Source organism: Shewanella sp. SM74, from assembly GCF_025653725.1.
In the GTDB taxonomy this organism is placed as follows: domain Bacteria; phylum Pseudomonadota; class Gammaproteobacteria; order Enterobacterales; family Shewanellaceae; genus Shewanella; species Shewanella oncorhynchi.
Window position 1 is genome coordinate 25002 of the sequence record NZ_JAKKRZ010000028.1, and the last position, 25092, is coordinate 50093.

Sequence of the window (25092 nt, forward strand, 5' to 3'; positions counted from 1 at the left end):
ATTAAAAATCAACAAACACAATTGCACAAAAATATATCAGTGTGAATTTTCATTCTCCACTTAACGCCATAACATCGACTCGTAGATGCCAGAACAACTCTCGAGCTCAAACCCATGCTGTAGATAAAGCTTTTTAGCTTGAGTATTTTCGCTCTCCACGGATAAACCAATAAGCAAATGGCGTTTCAGCGCTTCTTGCTTAATGGCCTCTAAAATGACCGAGCCAAAACCTTGTCCTCTCATGCCAGGTATAATAATTAAATCAACAATATGGATTTTATACTCACTGATATCGAGCATCACTTTCCCTACGGCTTGCTGGTGATAAAACAAGATATAAGTGTTGGCATTTGGATATTGTTCCCGATAAGAGGCCTCCTGCAGTCGATATTGTTGATCCAGCATGGTTTCAACGACTTCACTGGGCAAACCAAGTTCATAAAAGAACGTTTTTGTGGAATAAAAAAGCTGCGCCATAAATAGGCTATCGTTTGTATTAGCGGCTTTAACACTCAAGCCTATTGGTAGATTTAACTCACCTAGCATCATGCCTTTTTATCCCAATATAAACGCTGTAAAAGTTGGTTATAGATCATTAATAATTGCTGCCACGATGGGCTTTGAAATTCACGGAGTGGGACGAGCTCATTTGACACAACAGGTGTAAATAGTTGCCCCTGCTGTTTTGCATCAAAACGCCAATGGTGTTGCCAGCGCTCAATCTCACCTTCAGATAATGGCCATCCTAAGATGGTAGAGAATGTTGTGGGTTTAAAATCTTTTAATTGATGATAATCAAGTAGAATAGCTCGAGAAGATTGGTATAAAGCGGCAGATAATTGCGCAAAATGCTGTAAGACGGTGGTACGAAATTCATCTAAACTAGGCTCAGCATCCGTATTTTTCATCTGTTGAGTATGCAGTTCAGTTGGAAGTAAACTTTTCCCTCCAGCCATATGTCTCCCTGCAACTCGTTGATGAGAAAACATAATATCCTTAGGATTGCGTATCAAGCATAACACTCGGCTCTTAGGGTAAAGTTCGAGTAACATGGGCCAGCAGGCCAGATCCCATGCATTCCACTTGATCACTAACTCACGTTCTCCCAGCCTCAATCGCCCCTGTAGTCTTAAGCATAAATCGACGAGCTGAGGTTTTAGTTCCAAAGGCCAATGGTTATCATGCATAACATCGCTGCATAGCATAGGTTCAGAGAGCACTCGGCAAGTTTCTAGCAGAGCAAAGCTGCTCGACACTAGTGTCGAACCACAACGGGACCAGTGAAAAATCATCAAACTTGGATTTACGATAGGCAAACTTTCGCGTTGGGATAATAGGGGTTCGAGCAAAGTTTTAGGTTGGATAAAACTGGCGAGCAAACAACGACGAGCATCACTGATATCGTCCTCTAAGAAGGGTTTAGATAACCTATGAAATGCCGGAACCCAACTCACCGTTTTATGTTGTGAGTGATAACGACAAGGGAACCAGGCTTGACTGAAGCGATCTAAATCTGGAATAAAGCTATCTTGCTGCAAAGCAATAAATGCGAGCATGTGTTCCAAATTAAGCTCTGGCCAAGCAAGAAAATCCATCATCAGCGCAATAAAATGCTCAACATCATTCGCTTGATGCAGTAAAAACAATGACTCTGGTTGATGCAACAATTGCCAATAGCGTTGCTGTTGTTCTTTAAAATCAACCATTAGGAAGCCATAGGGTAAAAGTTAATGTATTGCACCATACGCGGTAACGTCCCACGATTAGGACTGGCGCCGTGGGGCAAGGCATGGTGCCAAATGATTAAATCGCCTGCTTTAGCCGCTATAGGTTTTACTTGCCAGCGATGCCAATCCTGTTGCTGAAGCTCAATATCAGGCTTGCTCTGTTCGAGAAGCCACTCCTCTATCTTGAGATGAAATCCGGGGACACAACAGAATGCGCCTTGTTCCGCACTGGTGTCGGTTAAATAAATTAACCCTTGCGTCGCAAACTTAACGGGTAGCTGTAGTGGCATATCCCAGTGCATATCCGGACCGGGGAAATGCCAAGTTGGCGTTTCAGGTGGATTAAAACTGACTCTATCGGTTGTCATAACTAAATCAGTTCGCTGCCACAACCGTTCAAACACTTGACGGATTTTGGGGACTTGTCGATTCGCGTCCAGTTGCGGATGGCGAAACAGTTGTAGCATGATTTTCTGCATAAACTCATGAGGTTGATACCAAGTGGTGGGATCTTGTTCATTGGCTCCTAACTGCTGCCAAATAAAATCTCGAGTTGCGGCGCATTGCTCTGCCGTGAGTACTTGCGGGATCACTAAGTAGCCTTCACTTTGCCAAAAATTGAGTTGTGACTCACTGAGTACTGCAGCCGGATTTGAGTCTTCTACCTCCGCTAAATTGAAGTCTTCGACTTCTGGTACAGTGACCGATGGCGTTAATCCATGGGAAATAGCGCCTAATTGCTGATTAATCCCAGCAATATCCGCGGCTGTTAGCTTGGCGATTTGCTGAATGTAAGCGACAAAAGCTGACTGATGATCGTTTTGATATAAAGCTCTTAGACCCGGCTCTAGCCCTATTCCACAAAGATCCAGCAAGGTTTTATCTAAGTGCCATTCATTAGCCAGTTCAGTGAATGACACTCCCCGTTTGCGTAGCTGTATCTTTTGCCAAAGCCGCTGCAAATGATAAATGCCTAAGCAGCTCAGATCGTCACTCGACACCAGCACAGGTTTTTGCTCTATAACATCAAACACAAAATCGGGATGAGTACCCTGTTCATATCGGAAAGCAAGGCATGAGAGTGGCTTAAGCCAATGTTCACGTCGATATCGAGGCAGAGTGAGTTGAGATTGGTATTCGTTCAGCGTGGAATTACCATAAACTTGAATGGAAGTCGTGAACTTAAGCGTTACTGCACTCGGGTTGAAATCGGGGAGCAGTAAAGTACCAGCCAAGAAGCTGCGGTCTCCACTGGCAAGTAAGCGCGCAGTTTGCAGGTTGAGTGCAAGCAAAGGCCCTAAATAATGCGTCTCCATAAAATCCTGCACAGTACGACACTCAAGCCAAGCGTCTAACTCAATATTTTGCGGGATGAGCACGCCATCATCTGCAAGATACGCCTGTAAATGGGTAAAAATTTGCACTTGCGGCTCCTGTTGCAACAAGTGCTTCATGGTTTCGGAAAGAATCACATCAAACTTTACGACTGTATTTGGCTGCCAAAGCGTGGCATCCGCACAGACACTCTCCACCACACGATCAGCTAAATCAAAGTGTTCAATAAGCTTAGTGACTTTATCTAACGAGGCTTGATGAATGTCGAGCAAGGTCACTTGAATTTGACTCGCAGAAAATAACGGCAGCAGAGGTAATAATAACCAAGCAAAAGGCCCAGTCCCCGCATATAAGATGTTCACAGTCTGCCCGGGATGAGCCTTTAGACGATCTTGTATTGCTTGATAAATCCCTTGTATAAAGACTCGGCCCCGCTCGGGATCTTCGGCACACTGCGCCGCGGTAGTGAGTGAAACTGCCTTACCAAAAGGCGTATGGCTCGCCTCAGTATCCAAAAAAGACTCGGGGTGTAACTCCACTGCCGCTATTTGGCATAACTGCTTCAGCATGGGATCAATGAGCCGTTTAGACTCCCCTGCTGAGGTTGACAGCAGTAGCGCATTAGCAAACTGAGTTAATACAGCTACATCCAAACTATGCCCTAATTCAAGCTCTGATCTTTGCAGCATCGATTAACTCCCTTAACCAAGTATTGACCTCGCAATCAATCACTAAATTGATCCGCGCATCCTGCCCTTTATTTTCAACCCAATGGACTTGGTCGGCATTGATATACCAAAGCTCTCCGGCCTGCATGGGTACACGTTTATCGTCCACGTAAAAGTTGAGTTGCTCATTCGTTTGCAGTGGCAAATGTAATCTTGCCTCGCCTTGTTCTAGGCAGAGTCCTTGATCTCTATGGGGTTTGATTTCTGCCCCCGCATGTAAGCGCATCAAACGCACGGATTTCACTGGGCAGGTTAAGGATTGCAGAAAATGGCATAACGCAGGGCTCGATTCGAGTTGAGGCAAATCTTGCCAGTGCTGACCAGTAGAAATTGAGAAGGCTTGCAAGATAGGATGAGCACCGCGATACTCTGCAGCACAGCGTAAGACGAGAACATCCCAACCCCCCATATAATCACGCTGATTTACATGGGGTAACCAGTCTTGTTGCAGCAAAGCATTCAACTCTTGCTGTAAACTAAGGGAGTTTGAAACTTGAGCTAATAGGGCAAAAGAACAGATATCCATATCCAACCGCTTAATTTTCAGACTAAAAATAATTAATCATCCAAGACTAGCACAAAGATTTGAGCATACAAGTGACTCGAATCATCGTCATCACTGAGTATTACGCAGTGCAACAATCAATGCTAAGCGTGATTCAGTTTTGCAAAAATAGGAAATACCCATGTTTAACTGGAAGACTATCGATACGGTTCTGCTCGATATGGATGGCACCCTATTGGATTTGCACTTCGACAATCATTTTTGGCTGAATTTAGTACCGCAGGAATTGAGTCGACAGCAAGGTGTGAGCCACAACGAAGCGCAGCAATTAGTTGTGAACGCCTATGAGAAAGTCGTCGGCACGCTCGATTGGTACTGTCTCGATTATTGGCAGGAGCAACTGCAGCTCGACATTATGGGCTTGCACCGCACTTTAGTGGATCGTATTCAACTGCGCCAAGACAGCATGCCATTTTTAACGGCCTTGGCCTCTGCGGGTAAACGGCGCATCTTAGTGACCAATGCGCATCCCAAGAGTCTTGCCCTAAAGCTTGAACATACCGACCTAGCAGCAGGGCTCGATGCCATGATTTCTAGCCACGAGACGGGTTACCCTAAGGAACACCCACAATTCTGGCTGACCTTGTTTAAACAATTCAACCTTGAACCAAGCCGCTGTCTCTTCATCGACGATAGCGAACCCATACTCAAGGCCGCAAAACTTGCCGGTGTGGGTCATCAATTAGGGATTGCTAACCCAGACAGTAAAAAACCAATCAAAGTCTTTCAAGATTTCCCCGCGATTACCGACTATCACTCACTACTGACTGATCTAACGCGATAAAAAGGCTATAAAAAAGGCACCTAAGGTGCCTTCGTTTCTATTCATCGCATTGTTTTATGATCGGACATTTAATCGCAACTCTCGCATTACGGCCTTCACATCTGAGCACTCACATTAAGTTTAAATGCTCATCTAAAACAGCGCTATAACCCAGGGATCCGCCCCTGATATACCACAGGGAAATAACCATCCGCACCACGCTTACCTAAAATATTCAGCGACTCACGCATATCTTCCGGTTGCTCTGCCGTTTCTTTAATCTTAGCCTCAACCTTCACCATATTGCCTTCATCTAACTGTAAGGTACCAACAATACCAAGCTGGTTCTTGGTTTCATCTGTGGCCAATTGCGCTTTGCCTTCGACACAACTCAGTCCGAGTTCAATATTACCTAGAGGATAGTTACCAAACTGATTCTTAACATTGGTTTGATTCAAAAACAGCTTACCAGACAACTGTTCACACCAAGGCTTACCTTGCTCTAGCGTCTCAACCAACAAACTGACTTCACCGGTAATTTCGGTTCTAAAGGGCAGTTTTGCATTGCCGAGTAAAAAACTATCCGGCGCTTCGAAACGTAGCCCCTGCGCACTTAAGCCTCCCATAGACCAAGAAATTAATCCCTTAGCACTGACAGGTGTTGCGCGGCTGCCCACTTGAAAATCAACTTTCACTTTACCTAAAAATAGCGCCCAAGGACTCAGATCCCAACGCACTTGCTCTACCTGACGCTGCGGCATACTTAAGGTTTCTATGCTGCCAGACCAAATACTGCCACTCACACCCGAAACACTGATATTCGCGGGCAATGGGGCTAACGCTATCGCAATCTTAGCGGGGAATAGAACGACTAAAAATATTAAATAAATCAGTACGCCTATGATGACTTTTTTTATCAAACTCACAGCTACACCTTAATTTATTGCGCTAATTGGATACGTCTCACTTTGACATAGCCAGGTACATCGGCCTCAGCCAAATCAACACTTTCGAGTGAAAGTCCTTTCTTCTGTACTAACTCACTCAAATAACCTAACAAGGCATCAAAAGGAACATCGTCCATCCACACTTGGATCTTATCGCCTTGGGGCTGCATGCGAGTAATCACTAACCCATAATTGCCCGCAGTTTGGTTAACCACTGAGCTTAAACTGCCCGACGTAGTTGGCTTAGCACCGTTCTGCTTAAGACTCGCTATTTTATTCGCCGTTTGTTTTACATAGTTCAACGTCTGTTGTTGTGCATTGAGGTTACGTAATGCATCGGCTTCAGCATTGGCAATCGGCGTCCAAACACCCCAATAAAAAATACCAATGACTAAAAATACCGAGCAAAAGCCTACTAACTGCTGCTCGCGCGATGCGAGCCCTTGCCACCAAGTCCGCAAATTATCCATCTTATTTGCTCCTCAAAGTTAAGGTACTGGTGACTTGCTCTTCACCGCTATTCATAGTGCCGCCATCGAGTTGAAAACGACGACCGACAATCTCTTTAAACTTCTCGATCTGCGCGTAATTTTTCGCACTCACTTGCATGCGGATCTCGTTACGAGCGCTTTCGAATCTTAAGCTATTAGGTTTAAGTTCAGGCACTTGCTTAAAGGCATCCTGTAAACCATCGAGCATGGCAAAAAACTCGGCACCACTACCCTGTCCCTGCAATGCACGTAACTGACTTTCCATCTGCGAACGTAGGTTAACAATGCGCGAATTTCCCGGGATCACTTGCTGATAAATGGATTCACTCTGGGCTTTAAGATCGGCAACCTGACCATTGACTTGATGTATAGTCAGCCCTTTATTCACTAAGGCCAGCACACAAGCGATGGCAATAACGATGGCTGCACTTTTCCACATCATCAACTGTTTGCTGTATTCACGCTTCGGCGTGTAAACGCCGCTCAGTAAGTTCACTGGCGCATGCAAAATACCGCGGGCTAACACTAACATAGGTAGCTCGAGTGACTGCGGCTTAAGCTCGACACCCTCGAGTTCCATCTCGGTATAACTGGCGACAGAGACCTCACCTTGCACTGGCTTAAGTTGTTCTAACGCAATTGGCAACCAAGGCAGAGGTAAGCTCTGGCCTGAAGCTAATCCGGTACGCAGCAATAGCTCATTGCCAAAATTCATTGCCGCCCATTGGCACTCTTGCAATGGCAAGGCTAAACAATCAGGCACAATACGCTTCACTTTTAAACCCGCTTCAGTCAAACAACTCAGCCAAGTCTGCATTTGCTCATGGGCCACTGCGACCACACTTAAGGCATCACCATCACGTGGACCAACAGTAAAATGCATGGCATCGACATCATCGGCTAAGGCTTCTTCGAGCATAAAAGGCAAGGCTTTCAAGGCTTGGCGTTGACCTTTTTCGGGCAAATGCACACTAGTGAGCGTCATTGCCGCGGCGGGCACTAACACATCGACGGGACGATTGCCCGCACGCTCAGTTAAGGTCGACAAACCTTGAGCATTGGCGAGCTCGCCAGAGGCGATAATTTCCTGTTCTTGCTCCGACCAAACGAGCCAAGAGCACGCTTGCTCTGCTGTTCTGCCTAAGCGAATAAATAGCCGTTCACTCACAGTTTTTCTCCACCAGTCCCAGTCAAGAAAGCGTGACTGAGCTCGTTGCTATTATTTTTGTCCACCAGATTCTGCCGGGTGAGCACTTCCATTATTTTTGGCCACCAACATCAAACCCTGACGGGTGAGCACTGCCATTATTTTTGTCCACCAAACTGACGGGTGAGCACTTCCATTTTATTGCCGCCGCTCTTTTTGAGCACACTTTCCATTCTAAATACGGCGTTATCAACCTTCGCCCCCGAGGCCAATAAAAAATATTGGCTATCGATGACAAAGCTCGACTTCATGGCACCTTCCCACTTGATCGATCCCATGGATGAGCTTTCATAAAAATCATCTATCTTGGCAAAGCCATCACCGGGGCGTTGGTTGATGATACTTTCTGCTTCGCCTACCGAAATCTGATTTTCGAGCATGCCAGCCAACAGTGCCGCTTGCTCAACTTCCAAGGTATTCACATTCAGTAATTGCCTGTCATTGCCAGGGATAACGCATACATAGGGCAAGAGTTTCAAATAGATATCTTGGGTGTATCCCATCACTGCCCGTAATTCACTGCGATGATTCATCAGCGTATTGGCTGCACGGTAAGGCACATTTCGCGCTTCATATTCCGCATCTTCGGCACCATAAGGGCTAGCAGTGGTGTCTTCGTCGATATAATCTTTTAAGGTCTGGGTCAGACGGTCCGCACTAAAGTCGTCCATCCCTAAACTCACCAACAAGGCCTTATATTGCTTCGCCGCCAGCGGCAGCTTAGGTTGACTGTTTTCCACCTCTTTCGTGGTCACAGACAAGGCATTTAAGTTAAAACAGGCGCGCATATCAGTGATCTTGCCAGCAATTTCACCGTATTCCGCCGGAAAGACTACATCGGCCATGGCCCAATATTGTTGCCTGTGGACCCGACCTTCCGAGTCGTCTAAATCTTGTTTTAAAATCTTCTTCGCCAGTTCTTCAGCAGAAATCGCGTACCAATAGGCTTGATCGTACTGGGCCAAGTTCAACGTTCGACGCATGGATAACTGATTACGGCCTGTGATATTTGTTGCGATGATCACCACCATGGCAACTATCAAGAGCACAACTATCAGTGCGACACCGCGCTGTTTAGACCGAGATTGGGTTCTCATTCGCGGCCCTCATCTTCAGGGTCGCCATCACCTGGATCACCAGAACCATCACCTGGATCGTTCCCCGAGCCATCATCGACTCCATCTTTGTCTTTATCTTTGTTCGTATCGTCCGGATTTTCGTCTTTATTATCGTCATCCTTAGACTTTTCTGGTGCAACAGCACCCAGCGGCAACAAGAACTTACGTTGGATCTTGCCTAAACCTTCAATCTCAATCTCCATGGCGATCGCTTTAGGCAACTTAGTCGCCTCGACTTTACGCTCCCACTTGTCTTCCATGAAGAAGGAATATTCCACCGACAGCACTTTGTCGATAATCACTGTCTTAATCGGCTCGGCGCCAAATTCAGGCTCAGGATAAGGAAAATACCAACGTTCCAGCCGCCCTTCATGCACCACATACGCCACCGACTGTAAGCTGCCTCGCGGTAATAAACCGTCGGGATTTAACCAGCCTAAACGGTAAAACACTAAGGCTTCTGATTCCGAATCTAAGATATCATTGCCCGTTTGGAAGACGGTCGAACCTCGACCACCTTCGAGTAATCTTGGCGTGCGCGCCACCATTTGGGCGAGATCACGCTCAATCGCACCAAAACCTTGCTGTAGAGCTTTAAGCCGAGTTGAAAACGCGCGCGTCACTTCATCGTTAGTCAGCACTGTGCTGAGTACCGCATTAGAAGCCAAACCTATCATGGCGAAAATCGCGATGGCGATCAGCATTTCCAGCAGGGTGAATCCCCGCTGCGCACTAGTTAGTTTTAAGGACATAACTGCTCACTTGTGCGGCAATACGCTGATAGCGTTCGTCTTCACTCACACTTATGCGGATCATACGAAAATTATCGTCCGTCGTTTTCACCACTTCTTTACGCCAATACCAATCCTTTCCTGCGAGCTCAACTTGACCTTCTTTTTTACCGATTTCAGGAAACTGTGGATCAAGTCTGGCATCGACCATCTGATTATCAGCCACCCACTGTGCTAAAGTGCGCGATTCCAGAATCGGCATGTTTGCCATCTGCTCGCCCAAACTTTTAGTGATAGACACGGCCGCAATCGAAAATACGGCAAGGGCCACAATCACTTCGAGTAGGGTCATGCCCTTAACGCGTTTCATCGGGGCGCCCTATGGTTAATCTACCCAGCGCATCACCGACCACTAACGTTTCGGCCTGCTGGCCTTTGTTAGTTTTAGCGATAAACGTCAGCTCAAAAGCGCTCATTTCACCGCTCGGGAATAGCATGACCTGTGGCTCAGGGTGTTTCTTCTTATCATCGGCAGAGGGTTCAATCAGCGGTTCTTCGACCCAAGAATCGTCTTTCTCATCCTCTTGTACCAAAGGTAAACCATCGAGCACTAAGTTCAGTACAACCCCTGGCTTCATTTGCTTTTCAGATAAGAGTCTGTCTTTATCCAAAGGCTCCCACTTACCGTCTTTATAAAAAACAAACTGATAACTGCTTTTCTCAATCACAATACCAATAAACTGGCCACTTAAAACAGTTTCATCAAGCACCATTTCAGTGGCCGCAATAAACTGCCGCGCCGTTCTATCTAAGGCCTGTTGCGGCCCAGAATTGCCGATAGACATAGTCACGGCCGCAGCCGTGAGCCCCATCAACAAAATAACTAGCATCACCTCCATTAAGGTGAAACCAGCGTGACGCAGCTTTAGCATCTTATTGGAAATTCTGTAAATTCCAGTTACCGATGTCATCTTCGGTACCTGGTTGACCATCGGGGCCTGCACTGAAAATATCTAACTTGCCGTTTTCGCCAGGGCTTAACAACAGGTAGTTATTGCGCCATGGATCTTCTGGCAAACGTTTTACATAACCATCTTCACGGTAGTTACGTGGCTCAGGCGAAATCGTAGGCTTTTGCACTAATGCTTCTAAGCCTTGTTCGGTCGATGGATAGACACCGTTATCTAACTTATACATATCTAAGGCATTTTCGAGTGCAACTATGTCAGACACGGCTTTTTGTTGGTCAGCCTTATCTTTGTTACCCATCAAGTTAGGCACAACCATAGAGGCTAAAATCCCTAAAATCACGATAACAACCATCACTTCGAGTAAGGTAAAACCTTGATGTTTCTTGTTCATTTGCATCGACTACTTCTCCTAAAAAAATCTATGCCAATCGACTTGGTCATAATCCATAAATTCAAAAATTAACCGCTAATCAAGTTATTCAAGGCTAAAATTGGCTGCAAAATTGCCATCACGATAAAGAGCACAACACACGCCATACTGACCACCAGCATAGGCTCGAATACACCCAATGCTATGTTGACGTTACCTTCGAATTCCCTGTCTTGGTTATCGGCGGCCCGCTCTAACATCTGCTCAAGTTGACCACTCTTCTCGCCCGACGCAATCATGTATAACATCATAGCCGGAAACAACTTAGTATTAGTCAACGCTGCACCTAAGCTAGTTCCTTCCCGCACGCGTGCGGTCGCATCGTCCACTGCGGCCCGCACTCGCATATTCTGCAACACTTCACTGGCGATACGCATACCATCGAGCAAAGGTACTGAACTGGCAGATAAGATACTTAACGTCCGCGCAAAACGCGCCGTATTTAGCCCCTTACTCACGCGGCCAACAACTGGCATGCTCAATAAAAAATTATCGTACTTCATCCGAAACGCAGGTGACTTTAACATGCGCCGAAAGAGTGCGAACAGCAGCACTAAGGCGATGACCACAAACACACCATAGTTTTGAACAAAGTCAGAGGCCGAGATCAAAAATCGGGTCGAGGCGGGAAGCTCAGCGCCCATGTGCTCAAACTGTCCGACCACTTTAGGCACAACCGCTGCTAGCAGGATTGAAATCACCCCTATCGCTACTGTGGTCAAAACCGCGGGATAAATCATGGCTTGGGTCAGCTTAGATTTAAGCTGTTGGCGTCGCTCGGTATAATCCGCCAGACGATTAAGCACCACTTCTAAGTGACCGGACTTTTCACCCGAGGCCACCATGGCACGGTATAAATCATCGAAAATATGCGGAAATTCAGCCAAGGAATCGGCCAGACTATAACCTTCCACCACCCGAGAACGTACCGCCATAATCATGCTCGCGAGACGATCTTTCTCGCACTGCTGACCAACGGCTTTAAGGGATTCTTCAATCGGTAAACCCGCGGCCACTAAGGTCGCAATTTGGCGGGTGATCAAAGCTAATTCAGCAACTGAAATACCACGTTTGAAAAACGAAAAACTGCTGCTCTTAGCTTTGGCTTCTTTTTCAGTAACAGGCAGTATTTCCAAGGGCATCATGCGCTGATCGCGCAGTTGGCTGCGGGCGTGTCTGGCGGTATCCGCCTCAATCACGCCCTTAAGCTGCTTTCCCTTGGCATCCAGTGCCTTATATTCAAATGCTGGCATAAATTACTCCTCGCGAGTCACACGTAGCACTTCTTCGAGAGTGGTGATGCCCGCGAGCACTTTGCTCATGCCATCGTGACGAATGCTCGGTACAAACTGACGAATATACTTTTCGATGGCTAACTCACCGCGGCCGCCATGGATCAATTCACGCACATTATCGTCAACCAGTAAAAGCTCATGAATACCGGTTCGACCACGGTAGCCATTGTTACCACAGGATTTACAGCCATTGGCACGGAAAATACGTCTGTCGTCATCGGCGGCTATGCCCAGCAACTCACGCTCACGCGCATCGGGCACATGCTCGATTTTACATTTAGGACAAAGGGTTCGGATCAAACGTTGAGCCAACACGCCGAGCAAACTTGAAGACACGAGGAATGGCTCTACGCCCATGTCTTGCAAACGTGTAATCGCGCCAGAGGCTGTGTTGGTATGTAGGGTTGAAATTACCATGTGACCAGTGAGTGACGCTTGTACCGCAATTTGCGCGGTTTCGAGGTCGCGGATCTCGCCTATCATCACGACATCGGGGTCTTGACGCAAAATAGCGCGCAGACCACGGGCGAAGGTCATATCAGCCTTAGTGTTTACTTGGGTCTGACCGATGCCGTCTAACTCGTATTCGATAGGGTCTTCTACTGTGAGTATGTTGGTGTCTTTGGAGTTGATCTCCGTCAAACCCGCATACAAAGTGGTACTTTTACCCGAGCCCGTTGGGCCAGTCACCAAAATGATCCCGTGAGGACGACGAATAAGATCTTCAAACTTAACGCGAATACTGTCTGTCATCCCCAATTGTTCTAAATCGAGGTTGCCAGTATTTTTATCCAGCAGACGCAGTACAACACGTTCACCGTGGCTCGATGGCATGGTCGATACCCGCACATCTACCGCACGACCTGCGATTCGCAGCGAAATACGGCCATCCTGTGGCACACGTTTTTCGGCGATATCGAGGCGAGCCATAACCTTAATCCGCGACACTAACAGCGACGACAGTTTACGGTTTGGCTTGAGGACTTCCTTGAGCACACCATCGATGCGGAAACGCACCACAAGCTGTTTCTCGTAGGTTTCGATATGGATATCCGACGCTTCTTCTTTAATCGCTTCAGATAACAAGGCATTAATCAGTTTGATGATAGGCGCATCATCATCACCTTCAAGTAAGTCTTCGGTCTGCGGCAGCTCTTCGGCAAGGGTGAATAAATCCATCTCGTTGCCTATGTCTTCCATCAACTGCTGCGCTTCAGACGAGTTCGCCTGATATGCTTGAGTGAGTTTGGCCTCAAACTTTGCCACTTCGAGCTTAACCAAAGGCAAATCAACACCCGAATAACGCCGTGCTTCGAGCATAGCCGTTAAGGGTGTTTTACTCGTATAGAACAAGCTTAACGCGCCCGTTTCACCCAGCGCGAGCACCACATCGTGGCGGTGTGCGAAGGCAAAAGGTAAACGCTCTTTACTGCTCGAACGAAATACCTCATCACCTTCAGCTTCAAGGCCTAGCTCATTAGAGACTTGGCTGAGGTCATCGACTTGGGATAGTTGAATTTCACTCATTGGTTTTATCTTTGTTTTTGTTTTCATCGAGCGTTTTGAGCGTTGGATCCGTTTTACGCATCTGAGTATCTAAGCCTTTACCTTCTTTATAACGCTCTAAAATCTCGTTAACTTCAGGAGGTAAATACTCAGACTGATTCCATTCTTCCAACACTGGCACTTGAGTATTTGGCATTAAGTTCACGCCACGCTCTTGCTGCTCAAGCTGTAATGCTCTGAAATAATTATATTTACGCCCAGCAATCCCTTCCATCGTGATGCCATCACGTATGATCGTTGGCTTGATGAAGATCATGAGGTTTTTCTTCGTTTTTTTGCTCGAAGAAGATTTAAACAAATGTCCTAGAATAGGGATATCACCCAAGAATGGTACTTTTTGTATACTTTCTTGTACTTCTTCGTTGATCAAACCACCGAGTACCACAATTTGACCAGAATCCGCCATAACGGTAGTGGTTAAACGACGAGTCGCGAAGGAAATATCCACGCCTGTGTTACCGTTAACCCCAGAAACTTCCTGTTCAATCGTCAGCTTAACAGAGCTGCCTTCGTTGATCTGCGGCACCACTTTCAGTTTAACCCCAACCTCTTTACGCTCAACGGTTTGGAATGGATTGCTGTTGCTCGAGCTGGCGGTAGAACCTGTCAGAATAGGCACTTCGTCACCCACAATAAACGAGGCTTCTTGGTTATCTAAGGTCGTAATAGAAGGCGTTGCCAGTACGTTTGAGTTAGTGTCACTCGACACGGCTTGAATTAAGGCGCCAAAGTCGCCCATGGCCACGCCCCAAGCCATCCCATTTACTTTTCCTAAGGCTTGGGCGAGTAAAGTAACATCGCCTTTAGTGTCAGGGTTATCTGTACAGGTCTGATTATCACCCGAACCTGTACAAGTTTGGGAAGCTTTCACATCCTGCGCCTGCCATACACCCGCGCCAATCTCACCTATGGTTGGGCCTAAGTTATTAAACTGAGTGCCGCCGCCCGCTTTAGCCGCCCATTGCACCCCGAAGCCAACGTTATCGCCCTCAGCCACTTCCACGATAATCGCTTCAACTAACACTTGAGCACGGCGGATGTCGAGTTGATTAATCACGCTCTCGATAGTGCGCATCTGATCGGGTTCAGCACTGATCACTAAGGCGTTGGTTTCAGTATGCGCCATGATATTAATTTCATTACGGCGTTTACCACCTGCAGCCTGAGCGCTCGGATCTTTCTCGCCTTCCAACTTTTGGGCAAAACCGGTCAGCACTTCAACTAAATCTTCTGCTTTGGCATAACGTAGATAACGAACTTTTGTGTTACCTGTGCTGGCTTGTTCGGCATCGAGACGACGGATAAGCTCGACCACACGTTGGCGGCTCTTCTCATCACCGCTCACGACTACGGCATTGATACGTTCGTCAGCAACCACTTTTGGCGCTTGGCCTGGCAATTGGGATTGGTTAGCAGTAGCACGATAAAGGGTATCTATGATTCGTACCATTTCACCCGCGGAGGCAAATTCTAACGGCACCACTTGCACCGAGGTATCGCCTTGCTTATCCACTCGACGGATAATTTCGACTAACTTGTTCACTACCGCAGCACGGCCAGACAACATCAAGACATTGGAGGGATCGTAGTTCACTACGTTGCCGCCACCCGCATTATCATTAAGTTGACGCAATAACGGCGCTAATTGCTTAGCCTCAGTGTTATACAAGGCCACGATACGCGTCACCATTTCGTCACCAAGGCCGGGGTCGTTATCGTTAGCGACTCGAATTGCAGCGGTTTTGGCATCTTTGTCTTTAATGACTTTAATAACGTTATTTTCCATCTCAACGATGGCATAACCGTAAACTTGTAAGACGTTGAGGAAAAACTGGTAATACTGTTCATCGTTCAACAGATCATAACTGCGAACGTTGATTTTGCCGCGAATTGTCGGGTCAACTATGATGGTCTTATTCAGGTTTTTACCAACGATATTGATAAATTCTTGAATATCCGTGCCTTTAAAGTTGGCCGCATACTGTTCAGACCAAGCAAATTGGGAGGAGAACATGGCTGCACCCGCAACAACCCCAGCAATCAGCTTGCGTCGAATCCTTTTGTTATTCATTCTTTTTCTTTCCTCTAACGCGTGTTATTGCGGCAAACTAAACATGATTTCAACCAATTGTCCTTCCCGCTCAACCATAATAGAAACTTCGGTTAACTCGGGTAATTGGCTCATCATTTCTAACGCTTGACTCATTACGGTCAAGTCGTATCCATTAATCGATTTGGCTAAATCGTTAGCTTTAAAACCCGCCTGCTTAAACAAATTGGCGTCTTTCCCTGGATTCAAGCGATATCCCGACACAGCGTCACCCTGTCTGACAGGTGAAATGGCAATATAATCGGTGATCTTACTGGGGTCGGCTAACAATTCGGTGCGGGATTCGGCGAGTTCTTGGGAGATTTCAGCATTTTTACGTTGATCGATACGGCTCACTGCCGAGCCAGTCTTATTAGTCTTAGCTTGTTGTAACTGTTGATTGGCTGGGCTTTGGCTAGTGTAAACTAAGCCATCGAGCATTAATGTCTCGTAACGGCCAGCGTTAGTAATGATAATACGGTCGGCATAGACTTCTTTCAGTGATGCCGAAGTGCCCTTGATTTTATCGCCTAAGCTGTAAGTCTCTTGGCTGCCGTTTGACTCAATGATTGCTAAGCCTTTCTGATCTGCTGTCGATGCAACAACGCCAGTGAGCTGAATAGATAGCGTGGTCTTAGGCGCGTCGGTCACAGTCTCAACAACCTCAGTTTTTGGCTTTTCAGATTTAGCATCTGCCTTACCAAAGAGACCAAGCTGCTGCAAACCCGCAAGATCAACCTGCCCAGCACCTTTACCCGTCAGGTTAACGGGCGTTGGCGACCAAGCACTGGGTGATGAGCTAGTAGGCACTAATTTCCATGTAATTTGCGCGGCTAACAACATGATCACAATAAAACCCAACCAGAAGACTATCCGGCTTAAGGGCTTATGGGGCATGCCAATGGCTTTTGCGATAACTTTATCTAATAAATCCATATTTTATGTGGACCCTCGATACAGGTCTCTGTTCTGATTATAATAATTAGGCGATTACCGTCTCATGCTAACCTAGGCAGCATTTGGCAACAAGCCCATAACAGCATTCAAATTGGCGAAAATAGGCCAATTATGCTAACTTTGCCCGCCATAAAAGGGTGTGAAGCACGCCACCCTTTAACATAATAGAAATGCTCTTGACGCATTTTCTTGCTCGGCATGTGAACTCATCGATCTTTTAGCTGGAGACACTATGACTCAAGGTCAAAGCGATAAAACAGACATTCGACTCGATAAGTGGCTTTGGGCTGCACGTTTTTATAAAACCCGTGCCATCGCCAAAGAAATGATTAACGGCGGCAAAGTACATTACAACGGCCAGCGTGCCAAATCTAGTAGGAATGCCGAGATAGGCGCCGTCCTTAAGATACGCCAAGGATATGACGATAAAGAGATCGTCATAAAAAAATTATCGCAATTACGCCAAAGTGGTTCGATTGCACAAGAATTGTACGAAGAAACCGCGACAAGTCTGGCTAAACGGGCCATTAATGCTGAGCAACGACGCCTCCACATGCTCAATAACCCGATACCCGATCAGAAACCAGATAAAAAGCAACGACGCCAGCTCATGCGCTTTAAAGACCTTTAACAGTGAGATACACGATGAACCAAGATACTTTACACCGCTACTTGTTCGATAATGCCGATGTGCGCGGTGAACTGGTACAGTTACAAGACAGCTATCAACAAGTGATCAGCGCCCAAGAATACCCAGCCGTACTGCAAGTGCTACTGGGTGAATTAATGGCAGCCACCTCACTATTAACCGCTACATTGAAATTTAGCGGTGATATCAGCGTACAGTTACAAGGCAACGGCCCTGTTTCTTTAGCGGTGATCAACGGTAACAATTTACAAGAGTTACGCGGTGTGGCTCGCTGGAATGCTGAACTCGCCGATGATGCTAGCCTCACAGAACTCTTCGGCCAAGGCTATATGGTCATCACCTTAACACCCGACGAAGGTGAACGCTACCAAGGTGTCGTTGCACTAGACAAGCCAACGCTTGCTGCCTGTGTTGAAGAATACTTCAATCAATCTGAGCAGTTACCTACTGGAATTTGGTTATTTGCCGACGGCAAACAAGCGGCGGGCATGTTCCTACAAATTCTGCCAAGCCAGCAAGATCACAACGCCGACTTCGAACACTTGAGCCAACTGACGTCGACCATCAAGGCCGAAGAGCTATTTACTCTTGATGCAGAAAGCGTGTTACATCGCCTCTATCATCAGGAAGAAGTACGCTTATTTGATCCTATCGATGTGAGCTTTAAATGCACTTGTTCCTATGAACGCAGTGCCGGCGCGATCAAGACCTTAGATCAAGCAGAAATCGAAGCCATACTCGCCGAAGATGGCAAGATAGAAATGGGTTGCGAATATTGCCACGCTAAATACACCTTTGATGCCATAGACGTAGCAACCTTATTTGCTAACGGTCAAACATCAACAACCCAGCAGTAAAACGACTCCCGCTAAAAAATGGGCGCCCTATTTGGCGCCCATTTTTTATTCATACCTATAATCCCCTCACACATTGCACTCGGCTTAGGCTACAATCGCCCTCACTTTGTCACCTAGCACGACTCAGGCGATAAATAAAATTAAATCGGCAGACGATCGATATTAAAATAACCTTACAAATCAAATGGAGACCTCACTATGGCGGATGGATTAAACCGCGTTCACTTTAACCCCTCAACAGCACAACTTGTCGAATTTGCCCTGCTACGCGGCGAAGGTGAATTGACAGCCAATGGCGCATTAGTTGCTAAAACAGGCGCTCGCAGCGGTCGCTCACCTGGCGATCGTTTCATTGTAAGAGAACCCAGTTCAGAAGCTGATATCGAATGGGGCCCAGTCAATCAGGCTTTCGATCCAGGTGCTTTTGAAGGTTTATGGGCACGGGTTGAAGCTTACCTAGCCGATAAAGAACTGTTTGTATCTGATCTCGAAGTCGGTGCCGACACTGAACATTACCAACCAGTACGTGTTACTACGCAATACGCTTGGCACCAACTGTTCGCCCGCAATCTATTTATCATTCCTGAAGAATTTAATCGTAAAGACAAACCAGTGTGGCAGATCATCAATGCCCCTGACTTTGTTTGCGTACCAGAACGTGATGGCACTAACTCAGATGCGACCGTGATTTTAAACTTCGCCGAACGTAAAGTGCTGCTCGCTGGCCTGAAATACGCCGGCGAAATGAAAAAGTCTATGTTCTCAGTGCAAAACTTCCTACTGCCAGCCCAAGGCGTGCTACCTATGCACTGTTCGGCCAACGTAGGTAAAAATGGCGACACTACGCTGTTTTTCGGTTTATCTGGCACAGGTAAAACCACACTCTCTGCCGATCCAAAACGCTTCCTGATTGGTGACGATGAACACGGCTGGGCACCTGGCGGCGTATTCAATATTGAAGGCGGTTGCTACGCCAAATGTATCGATTTAAGCCAGAAGAATGAGCCCGTGATTTGGGATGCGATTCGTTTCGGCACTGTACTTGAAAACGTCGTTATGGACGAACACCGCGTACCTAACTACAAAGACAGCAGCCTAACGGAAAATACTCGCGCAGCCTATCCGCTGGAGCACATCGCCCAACGTAAAGAAGACAACTGCGGCGCTGAGCCACATGCGGTTGTATTCTTAACCTGCGACGTATCTGGCGTATTACCACCGGTTTCTATCCTGACCAAAGAACAAGCGGCATACCACTTTTTATCTGGCTATACCGCCAAAGTGGGCTCGACTGAAATCGGCTCAACCTCGGCGATTCAATCCACCTTCTCAACGTGCTTCGGCGCACCTTTCTTCCCTCGCCCTGCTGGCGTGTACGCAGAACTGTTGATGAAGCGCATTGAGTCATTCGGTAGCCAAGTGTACTTAGTCAACACAGGCTGGACTGGCGGTCCACACGGTGTAGGTAAACGTTTTGACATCCCAACCACCCGCGCCATCGTCGATGCGATTGTCAGCGGTGAATTGAAAGATGTGGAAACTGTCCACTTAGACACCTTGAACCTCGCCGTTCCTGTGGCAGTCACAGGCGTAGACAGCAATTTACTCAACCCAATCAACACTTGGGGCGATAAAGCGCTATATGCCGAATACGCCCAGAAGCTGGCCGAAGCTTTCACTAAAAACTTCGCTAAGTATCAAGTGTCAGACGCTATCCGTAACGCTGGCCCAAAGGCATAAGCGCGTAGCGGCTCTGTTCGGTACGATTATTTAGTCAAAATATCGTTTCATAAAAAAGCGCGGGTTCAGTCATGAACCCGCGCTTTTTATTTGCGGCTAAATTGATTTAGTGATGATTAAATCCACCCGCACTAAAGCCACTGCGATAGATTTTTATGTGTTTTATTTCTTATCGATTAGTTAAACCAAGCTTAAATTAATGCTGCGTTTTTATAATCGCCGATAACAATCATCATTTTTAGGAAGCGGCACCCAAATGGAAAATCATAAACCTGTCACTGGATTCCAGCGATTTCTCAATGGCGTCGAAGTCATCGGCAACAAACTGCCCGACCCCGCAGTATTATTTGCGATGTTTCTGGGCTTAGTCTGGTTGATCTCTTGGGGATTATCGGGTGTCAGTTTTGATGAAATCGACCCTCGTACTGGAAACCCGATTCAAGTCGTGAATATGCTCGAAGGCGGCGCACTGACTGCATTTACCTCGAACATAGTCTCCACCTTTGTGACTTTCCCGCCGCTCGGTGTCGTGCTGGTTGCTATGCTGGGGCTTGGCGTTGCTGAGCATACTGGCTTTATTAATACTGGCCTGCGCTCGATTTTATCTGTTACCCCCAAGATGTTACTCACCCCGGTATTGATCGCCGTGGGTATCCTGAGCCATGTCGCGGTTGATGCGGGTTATGTACTCGTTATCCCGCTCGGCGCGGTGATCTTTTATGCCGCTGGTCGCCATCCCTTAGCCGGTATTGCCGCCGCTTTCGCTGGCGTATCCGGCGGTTTTTCTGCAACCGTTGGCGTGCCATCGAGTCTTGATCCTATGTTAGCGGGCTTAACTCAGGCAGCGGCAAGATTATCGGCCGATCCCGCGGCCGCCACATTAACGATTAATCCACTGAATAACATCTTTTTTACTTCGGCTTCTGCCATTTTAATTATCTTAGTTGGCTGGTTCTTAACGGATAAAGTTATCGAGCCGCGCCTAAAAAACACTGCGGTGAATGGCGATCCCAGCACGCTCCCAACCCTAGATGAACTGCAACCCCATGAGCGCCGCGGACTCAAATTCGCCATGGCCGCCATGTTGTTGTGTGCCTTAGGACTGGTGTTTACTGCCTATGGGGACAACTCTGCTTGGCGTAGTACCGATGGCGCCTTAACCAGTGCTTCAGCGCCATTAATGCGCTCCATTGTGGCGATTATTTTTGTGTTCTTCCTCATCCCCGGCATCGTGTATGGCTATGCCGCTGGCACGGCAAACAACCACAGAGCCATTATTCAAGGCATGAGCAAATCCATGAGCGGCATGGGTTATTACATCGTCATGGCCTTCTTCTGCGCCCAGTTTATTTATGCTTTTGGTCAATCCAATTTAGGCGCATTAATGGCCATTAAAGGAGCATTGGCGTTAAAGGAATTAGCCCTTCCTATGGGTGTGACACTGGTAGGCATTGTGTTTCTCACTGCGTTCGTCAATCTATTAGTGGGTTCCGCTTCAGCCAAATGGGCATTAATTGGTGCCATTATGGTGCCCATGTTAATGGAACTAGGTGTGTCACCGGATTTGACTCAAGCCGCTTACCGAGTGGGCGACTCATCCACTAATATCATCACCCCACTGATGCCTTACTTTCCGTTAATTGTGGTGTTTTGCCAAAAATACGTTAAGGAATCAGGCATCGGCACCTTAGTGGCACTGATGTTACCGTTTTCAATCAGTTTTCTTTTACTTTGGAGCGGTTTCTTACTGGCATATTGGGCCTTAGGTTTGCCTCTAGGGATTGGCAGCTCGCTCTCCTTCCCTGCACTATCTTAGTGTGAATATCGCTTGGCTGAGATTTTCGGCTGAGCGATCACAGATAAACAAAAATGGCGCCAACTTAGTTAACTGTGAGCGCCATTTTTATATCTATTGAATCAATCTATTGTGTTTACTTAGTATCCGATCTCAGCACTAACTCTACTCGACGATTCTGTTGTTGCCCCGCCTCATCATTATTGCTGGCAATGGGCGCATGCTCGCCAATACCCACAGCTTCAAGCTGTTGAGCTTTAATACCATGACTTGCGGTAAGCAACTTGACGACTGCAACAGCACGACGTTGTGACAAACCTTGGTTATAAGCTTGATTGCCTTTGTCATCAGTGTGGCCAACCACATAAAATGCGCGGCTTGGGTTAGCGCTTAAATAACTCGCCAGCACTTCCACAACGGGCAGAGCTTCTGGTAATAACTTGTCGCTATCGTACTCAAATAACAGCCCTTCTAGGGTGACATGTCCTTTAGCTTCAATTTGATCAGTCAAAGCCGCAAGGTTGATACCGACACGGTCATCCTTAAGTTGAGTTTCTTCCAATACCCGTAACTCTGTCCATAAGCCGCCAATAAAGCCAATGGTATAAGTACTTACATGCACATTGCCCTCGGCGCGAGTTAAGGTATACCAGCCATAAAACTGGCTCTCTTCATTACCAATATTGACTAAAGAATCAATTGCCTCGACAAATTTTCTTTCAGGGCCACAGGCCTCTCCCTTACACTCAAATTGCGCCTCGAAACCGAGCTTAGTCAGTGCTGCTTTATAGTTGCTAAACACCTCATAACTTGAGTATTCCTTTGGCAACTGATAACCATTCTGAGTCAGCTTACCTGCACGCTCCACCACCACAGGTTTGTTGGTAGCATCCATAGCAGATACGAAAGCTGTGCTAGCAAAACCCTGACGTTTATATTCATGAATCACAGCGCCCTTTAAGCGACTTAGCAACGGATGATCTTCAGCACCTTCAGTGTCCTTTTGTACATTGTCATTAAACTCAATCTGCTTAGGTGCTTGTTGTAAAAATGCCGCATTAGCAGTGACCAAACCTAAAGGTTCAGGCACAACTTCTAAGGTCGTGATATGGATAGTTGCATAAGAATTTGTCGTGCTTGCAGTTTGTATCGCAGTATAAAACTCTTTCTGCTCATGCTTAACTCGAGCGAATAAATAACCATTATCGACACCAATCACGCCATCCAACAAGGCAATATTCTCTTGCAATAGACGAGTATTACCGCACGTTTCAAGACGACACTCGAATAATACTTCACCGCCAAGCTTTTTCAATTGAGCCCGATAATTATCGAGTATATGGTTAGGACTATATTCAGGTGCTAATTCGTATGTTTGCTGCTGTAACTGGCCAAATATTGGCTTAAAGCTAAAGTCCGCTCTACTCTCGCCAACGCTGATAATAAAAGGATACTCAACATAGTGGCGAGTCAGCTCTTCTTTTAACTTTGCCGTAGGAAACAGTGTAAATAATTCCTCATCGGCCGCCTGTAACGGCAACGACGTAAAAGTACCAATCGATAACGCCAATAAACCCACTAAGCAACCTGAACTGAAAACACGCATTAATATTTACCCTCCATAGAAATACTGGTGAGCAAGTTAACACTAAATGCGGTATCAAATAACAAATCAGAAACAAGTTAATACTTTAGCGTGATTGTGATTATGGACTCTAAAAGCAAAAATAACTGACTAAAAAAGCGGCAGACTGGTAATGATGTCAATTACTTAGTCAGTTAGCCAAACCCTGCTTACATCACAAGGACGTTTATTTTGCGACTGCCCCACTTTACCCGTGCTCTATCCTTAATCACCTTTCTAGCTATGCCACTATTCACGCAAGCAACAACGGTTGCTCCCTTAGAAAACCAAGGCACTTGGGCAAACAAAGATGAAGATGGCGATGGCGTGCCCGACGAATTAGATGATTATCCGTTTGATGCAAGCAGAAATAAATATCCAGTATTTATAGAGCAGGAACCGAATGACAACCCATCAGTGGCCACACCAATCGAAATAGATCAAGGAGTCATAGTACGAGGGGTTATAAGCTCTGAATTGGACAAAGGAGATCTGTTTAAGTTTGTAACAACCGAGCTTAAACAATACACAGCTGTCTTCAAAACATCATCAGCTCGATTTAAACCACAAGTGTATATTTCAAATGAAGATGGTCTTGTTATTAATGACATATTTTTATATCAATACGCAAAACCGAATATCTACGTAGTGAACTTTTCAATATATGACCCGGGTACATATCAATTAAGTTTAATTGATGAAAACTTTGCCGGCGGGCCAGATCTTTCCTACGAAATTGTATTTTTTAACGATACTGACGTTGATTCATTTGATGGTATGAAAGAACGAGCAGTGGGTTCTGACCTACTAGAAAATGATATGGACAAGGATAAAATTTTAGATGGACTCGAGTTTATCTTCGGCACTATTAATAAAAATATAGATATTGATAACGACTCTATTCCAAATTGGTTAGATTCTGACTCTAATGGCGATGGATTTAGCGATAAATTTGAGGGAAGTAATGATTTAGATAATGACGCCATTCCAAATTTTTTAGATCGAGATGCTGATGGCAATGGCGTCGAGGATAAGTTAGTAAGTGGTTATAGCACTCTTGGCTAATGCCTTTTTTAAGAAGATGAAATATGAATAATCTAGTTTTAATTAAATCCAAAATTCCCTTATGGATTACTTTTGGAATTATCAAATAAAATCACTATATTAATAAGGAAGTTAAATGCTAAAACCATTGTTGTCTGCCACACTAATGCTGGTATCTAGCCATACTATGGCCTCTGAATATGATTTGGTTGCCCCCCCAGGGCAAGAGCGTGAGTGCTCATTTTTCATTCATGCTTAATCCAGCCAGTAAAACCAGCTCAAGATAGTCTTCATTTATATGGGCTCGGCGCTGTTTACGTGGCACGCTCATCGCTTTACTGGTCTCTGCGCGAAGCATATTGAGCCCAAGATGCCGCATGGCTGCCATGTTGGCGGCGGCATGACCGCGGAAGATTTGGTTATCGTCTTCGTCCATGCTGACATCAAGCACCCAATGTAGTTT

24 protein-coding genes are annotated in these 25092 nt (G+C 46.3%); 6 read left to right on the forward strand and 18 right to left on the reverse strand.

Annotated elements, in window-relative coordinates:
* Positions 1 to 60 precede the first annotated feature (60 nt).
* Genes L5M49_RS20590 through L5M49_RS20605 form a run of 4 tightly spaced genes read right to left on the reverse strand, consistent with a single transcriptional unit; the run spans position 61 to position 4316 of the window.
* On the reverse strand, positions 61 to 549 hold the full coding sequence (locus tag L5M49_RS20590; protein WP_263266761.1) for a GNAT family N-acetyltransferase: 489 nt from the start codon (positions 547 to 549) through the stop codon (positions 61 to 63).
* A complete protein-coding gene (locus tag L5M49_RS20595; protein WP_263266762.1) occupies positions 546 to 1706 on the reverse strand; it encodes a hypothetical protein in 1161 nt (386 codons plus the stop codon). The genes L5M49_RS20590 and L5M49_RS20595 overlap by 4 nt, the downstream gene beginning before the upstream one ends.
* Positions 1706 to 3751, reverse strand: coding sequence for a phytanoyl-CoA dioxygenase family protein (locus tag L5M49_RS20600; protein WP_263266763.1), 2046 nt, complete (start codon positions 3749 to 3751; stop codon positions 1706 to 1708). Before L5M49_RS20600 ends, L5M49_RS20595 begins: the two co-directional genes overlap by 1 nt.
* Complete coding sequence (locus L5M49_RS20605) at positions 3729 to 4316, reverse strand: aspartyl/asparaginyl beta-hydroxylase domain-containing protein (RefSeq protein ID WP_263266764.1); 588 nt, start codon at positions 4314 to 4316, stop codon at positions 3729 to 3731. Before L5M49_RS20605 ends, L5M49_RS20600 begins: the two co-directional genes overlap by 23 nt.
* Positions 4317 to 4476: 160 nt before the next feature.
* Here L5M49_RS20605 and yrfG point away from each other — a divergent pair, with 160 nt between their 5' ends.
* On the forward strand, positions 4477 to 5139 hold the full coding sequence (yrfG, locus tag L5M49_RS20610; RefSeq protein WP_263266765.1) for a GMP/IMP nucleotidase: 663 nt from the start codon (positions 4477 to 4479) through the stop codon (positions 5137 to 5139).
* 143 nt (positions 5140 to 5282) lie between these two features.
* On the opposite strand, the gene L5M49_RS20615 is transcribed toward yrfG, so the two are convergent.
* The 12 genes from L5M49_RS20615 to gspC form a co-directional block, all read right to left on the reverse strand.
* A complete protein-coding gene (locus L5M49_RS20615; protein ID WP_173497004.1) occupies positions 5283 to 6044 on the reverse strand; it encodes a type II secretion system protein N in 762 nt (253 codons plus the stop codon).
* A 14-nt stretch (positions 6045 to 6058) separates the two neighbouring features.
* Positions 6059 to 6535: a type II secretion system protein M gene (locus tag L5M49_RS20620; protein WP_105251002.1), complete on the reverse strand. Its 477-nt coding sequence runs from the start codon at positions 6533 to 6535 to the stop codon at positions 6059 to 6061.
* 1 nt (position 6536) lies between these two features.
* Positions 6537 to 7724: a type II secretion system protein GspL gene (gspL, locus tag L5M49_RS20625; RefSeq protein WP_212600804.1), complete on the reverse strand. Its 1188-nt coding sequence runs from the start codon at positions 7722 to 7724 to the stop codon at positions 6537 to 6539.
* Positions 7725 to 7861: 137 nt separating this feature from the next.
* The gene (gspK, locus tag L5M49_RS20630; protein ID WP_105251000.1) at positions 7862 to 8860 is read right to left on the reverse strand and encodes a type II secretion system minor pseudopilin GspK; all 999 of its coding nucleotides are present in this window, start codon (positions 8858 to 8860) and stop codon (positions 7862 to 7864) included.
* Entirely contained in the window at positions 8857 to 9633 is a 777-nt protein-coding gene (gene gspJ, locus L5M49_RS20635; RefSeq protein WP_131525235.1) for a type II secretion system minor pseudopilin GspJ, read from the reverse strand. The genes gspK and gspJ overlap by 4 nt, the downstream gene beginning before the upstream one ends.
* Entirely contained in the window at positions 9614 to 9982 is a 369-nt protein-coding gene (gspI, locus tag L5M49_RS20640; RefSeq protein ID WP_105250998.1) for a type II secretion system minor pseudopilin GspI, read from the reverse strand. The genes gspJ and gspI overlap by 20 nt, the downstream gene beginning before the upstream one ends.
* Entirely contained in the window at positions 9969 to 10544 is a 576-nt protein-coding gene (gspH, locus tag L5M49_RS20645) for a type II secretion system minor pseudopilin GspH (protein ID WP_263266772.1), read from the reverse strand. The genes gspI and gspH overlap by 14 nt, the downstream gene beginning before the upstream one ends.
* A 1-nt stretch (position 10545) precedes the next feature.
* Positions 10546 to 10980, reverse strand: coding sequence for a type II secretion system major pseudopilin GspG (gene gspG, locus L5M49_RS20650; RefSeq protein ID WP_105250996.1), 435 nt, complete (start codon positions 10978 to 10980; stop codon positions 10546 to 10548).
* 62 nt (positions 10981 to 11042) lie between these two features.
* Positions 11043 to 12266 (reverse strand): type II secretion system inner membrane protein GspF, encoded by a 1224-nt coding sequence (gspF, locus tag L5M49_RS20655; protein ID WP_105250995.1) that lies wholly within the window; start codon positions 12264 to 12266, stop codon positions 11043 to 11045.
* A 3-nt stretch (positions 12267 to 12269) separates the two neighbouring features.
* Entirely contained in the window at positions 12270 to 13835 is a 1566-nt protein-coding gene (gspE, locus tag L5M49_RS20660; protein ID WP_212600805.1) for a type II secretion system ATPase GspE, read from the reverse strand.
* Positions 13828 to 15945, reverse strand: coding sequence for a type II secretion system secretin GspD (gspD, locus tag L5M49_RS20665; RefSeq protein ID WP_263266766.1), 2118 nt, complete (start codon positions 15943 to 15945; stop codon positions 13828 to 13830). Before gspD ends, gspE begins: the two co-directional genes overlap by 8 nt.
* 24 nt (positions 15946 to 15969) lie before the next feature.
* Positions 15970 to 16899 carry a type II secretion system protein GspC gene (gene gspC / locus L5M49_RS20670; RefSeq protein ID WP_263266767.1) on the reverse strand — a complete coding sequence of 310 codons (930 nt, stop codon included), beginning with the start codon at positions 16897 to 16899 and terminating at the stop codon, positions 15970 to 15972.
* 253 nt (positions 16900 to 17152) lie between these two features.
* Here gspC and hslR point away from each other — a divergent pair, with 253 nt between their 5' ends.
* The 4 genes from hslR (at position 17153) to L5M49_RS20690 (ending at position 21982) form a co-directional block, all read left to right on the forward strand.
* Entirely contained in the window at positions 17153 to 17551 is a 399-nt protein-coding gene (hslR, locus tag L5M49_RS20675) for a ribosome-associated heat shock protein Hsp15 (protein ID WP_105250991.1), read from the forward strand.
* 14 nt (positions 17552 to 17565) lie between these two features.
* A complete protein-coding gene (gene hslO, locus L5M49_RS20680) occupies positions 17566 to 18426 on the forward strand; it encodes an Hsp33 family molecular chaperone HslO (RefSeq protein WP_263164041.1) in 861 nt (286 codons plus the stop codon).
* Positions 18427 to 18624: 198 nt separating this feature from the next.
* Complete coding sequence (locus L5M49_RS20685) at positions 18625 to 20166, forward strand: phosphoenolpyruvate carboxykinase (RefSeq protein WP_263266768.1); 1542 nt, start codon at positions 18625 to 18627, stop codon at positions 20164 to 20166.
* Between the two features lie 256 nt (positions 20167 to 20422).
* Entirely contained in the window at positions 20423 to 21982 is a 1560-nt protein-coding gene (locus L5M49_RS20690) for an AbgT family transporter (RefSeq protein WP_263266769.1), read from the forward strand.
* 115 nt (positions 21983 to 22097) lie between these two features.
* Here the strand turns inward: L5M49_RS20690 and L5M49_RS20695 are convergent, their stop codons facing one another.
* Complete coding sequence (locus L5M49_RS20695; protein WP_263266770.1) at positions 22098 to 23567, reverse strand: OmpA family protein; 1470 nt, start codon at positions 23565 to 23567, stop codon at positions 22098 to 22100.
* Positions 23568 to 23777: 210 nt separating this feature from the next.
* On the opposite strand from L5M49_RS20695, the gene L5M49_RS20700 reads away from it, so the two are divergent.
* The gene (locus L5M49_RS20700) at positions 23778 to 24650 is read left to right on the forward strand and encodes a hypothetical protein (RefSeq protein ID WP_263266771.1); all 873 of its coding nucleotides are present in this window, start codon (positions 23778 to 23780) and stop codon (positions 24648 to 24650) included.
* 217 nt (positions 24651 to 24867) lie between these two features.
* Here the strand turns inward: L5M49_RS20700 and L5M49_RS20705 are convergent.
* Positions 24868 to 25092: transposase (locus L5M49_RS20705; protein WP_411569116.1), on the reverse strand; the 225-nt coding region annotated here is incomplete at its 5' end.

Excerpts from the sequence above, each read along its gene's own strand:
- gspH (WP_263266772.1), bottom strand. The coding sequence starts at position 10,544 with ATGCTAAAGCTGCGTCACGCTGGTTTCACCTTAATGGAGGTGATGCTA.
- L5M49_RS20600 (WP_263266763.1), bottom strand. The coding sequence starts at position 3,751 with ATGCTGCAAAGATCAGAGCTTGAATTAGGGCATAGTTTGGATGTAGCT.
- L5M49_RS20590 (WP_263266761.1), bottom strand. The coding sequence starts at position 549 with ATGATGCTAGGTGAGTTAAATCTACCAATAGGCTTGAGTGTTAAAGCC.
- gspK (WP_105251000.1), bottom strand. The coding sequence starts at position 8,860 with ATGAGAACCCAATCTCGGTCTAAACAGCGCGGTGTCGCACTGATAGTT.
- gspI (WP_105250998.1), bottom strand. The coding sequence starts at position 9,982 with ATGAAACGCGTTAAGGGCATGACCCTACTCGAAGTGATTGTGGCCCTT.
- hslR (WP_105250991.1), top strand. The coding sequence starts at position 17,153 with ATGACTCAAGGTCAAAGCGATAAAACAGACATTCGACTCGATAAGTGG.
- gspG (WP_105250996.1), bottom strand. The coding sequence starts at position 10,980 with ATGCAAATGAACAAGAAACATCAAGGTTTTACCTTACTCGAAGTGATG.
- L5M49_RS20605 (WP_263266764.1), bottom strand. The coding sequence starts at position 4,316 with ATGGATATCTGTTCTTTTGCCCTATTAGCTCAAGTTTCAAACTCCCTT.
- gspC (WP_263266767.1), bottom strand. The coding sequence starts at position 16,899 with ATGGATTTATTAGATAAAGTTATCGCAAAAGCCATTGGCATGCCCCAT.
- L5M49_RS20595 (WP_263266762.1), bottom strand. The coding sequence starts at position 1,706 with ATGGTTGATTTTAAAGAACAACAGCAACGCTATTGGCAATTGTTGCAT.
- L5M49_RS20690 (WP_263266769.1), top strand. The coding sequence starts at position 20,423 with ATGGAAAATCATAAACCTGTCACTGGATTCCAGCGATTTCTCAATGGC.
- L5M49_RS20620 (WP_105251002.1), bottom strand. The coding sequence starts at position 6,535 with ATGGATAATTTGCGGACTTGGTGGCAAGGGCTCGCATCGCGCGAGCAG.
- hslO (WP_263164041.1), top strand. The coding sequence starts at position 17,566 with ATGAACCAAGATACTTTACACCGCTACTTGTTCGATAATGCCGATGTG.
- yrfG (WP_263266765.1), top strand. The coding sequence starts at position 4,477 with ATGTTTAACTGGAAGACTATCGATACGGTTCTGCTCGATATGGATGGC.
- gspJ (WP_131525235.1), bottom strand. The coding sequence starts at position 9,633 with ATGTCCTTAAAACTAACTAGTGCGCAGCGGGGATTCACCCTGCTGGAA.
- gspD (WP_263266766.1), bottom strand. The coding sequence starts at position 15,945 with ATGAATAACAAAAGGATTCGACGCAAGCTGATTGCTGGGGTTGTTGCG.
- L5M49_RS20695 (WP_263266770.1), bottom strand. The coding sequence starts at position 23,567 with ATGCGTGTTTTCAGTTCAGGTTGCTTAGTGGGTTTATTGGCGTTATCG.
- gspF (WP_105250995.1), bottom strand. The coding sequence starts at position 12,266 with ATGCCAGCATTTGAATATAAGGCACTGGATGCCAAGGGAAAGCAGCTT.
- gspE (WP_212600805.1), bottom strand. The coding sequence starts at position 13,835 with ATGAGTGAAATTCAACTATCCCAAGTCGATGACCTCAGCCAAGTCTCT.
- L5M49_RS20685 (WP_263266768.1), top strand. The coding sequence starts at position 18,625 with ATGGCGGATGGATTAAACCGCGTTCACTTTAACCCCTCAACAGCACAA.